Here is an 882-nt window from a genome sequence, read left to right on the forward strand (position 1 = left end):
GGCTGTAAAAAGTTGGGAACAAATAACATGGGTAGCAACCCAACCAACACACACAAGGCTGCTAAAATAATAACCGGTACCCGCATCATTAACGGCGGCTCGTGTGGAGTAACGGTGAGTTTTACTGGCTCACCATCAAAAAAGACGTCATGTACAAACCGAATCGAATAGGCGACTGATAACATCGCACCCAGGGTAACTAACACGGGTACAAACCAGGACAATGCGCCAAACAATTGCTGCTCATAGCTCTCCATAAACATGAGTTCTTTCGATAAAAACCCGTTAAACAGCGGTACCCCAGCCATTGCCGCGGAAGTGATTATCGCCAATACCATGGTCACCGGCATAAACTTTCTTAAGCCGCTTAGTTTACGCATGTCACGAGTGCCAGTTTCATGGTCAATGATGCCAGCAATCATAAACAGGCCGGCTTTAAAGGTGGCATGATTTAAAATATGGAATAAAGCAGCAAAAATCGCTCCGCTGGTGCCTAGTCCCAATAGCATCGTAATTAAACCGAGATGGCTGATCGTAGAAAAAGCTAGTAGCCCTTTTAAGTCCGACTTGAAGAGGGCGAAGTAGGCTCCGAACAACATAGTAGCAAGACCTGTTAAGGTGACTATGGTGAACCATTCGTGAGTACCACCAAGCACGGGGAACAAACGGGCTAGTAAAAAGATACCTGCTTTGACCATAGTTGCTGAGTGTAAGTAGGCACTCACGGGTGTTGGCGCTGCCATTGCATGCGGCAACCAAAACTGGAACGGAAACTGTGCTGATTTAGTAAAGGCCCCCAGCAAAACCAAAAGCAGCGCCGGAAGATACAAGCTATGAGCACGAATTTGATCAGCAGCGGCAATCACTTGATCGAGTTCGTAA

The 882-nt window shown here is 46.8% G+C and carries 1 protein-coding gene; it reads right to left on the reverse strand.

Translation table 11 applies throughout. The features are described 5' to 3' along the window. Nucleotides 1-882: proton-conducting transporter transmembrane domain-containing protein (locus AOG28_RS17430; RefSeq protein ID WP_268750743.1), on the reverse strand; the 882-nt coding region annotated here is incomplete at both ends.

Origin of the sequence: Cobetia sp. UCD-24C, from assembly GCF_001306765.1 — a bacterium.
Taxonomy (GTDB): domain Bacteria; phylum Pseudomonadota; class Gammaproteobacteria; order Pseudomonadales; family Halomonadaceae; genus Cobetia; species Cobetia amphilecti.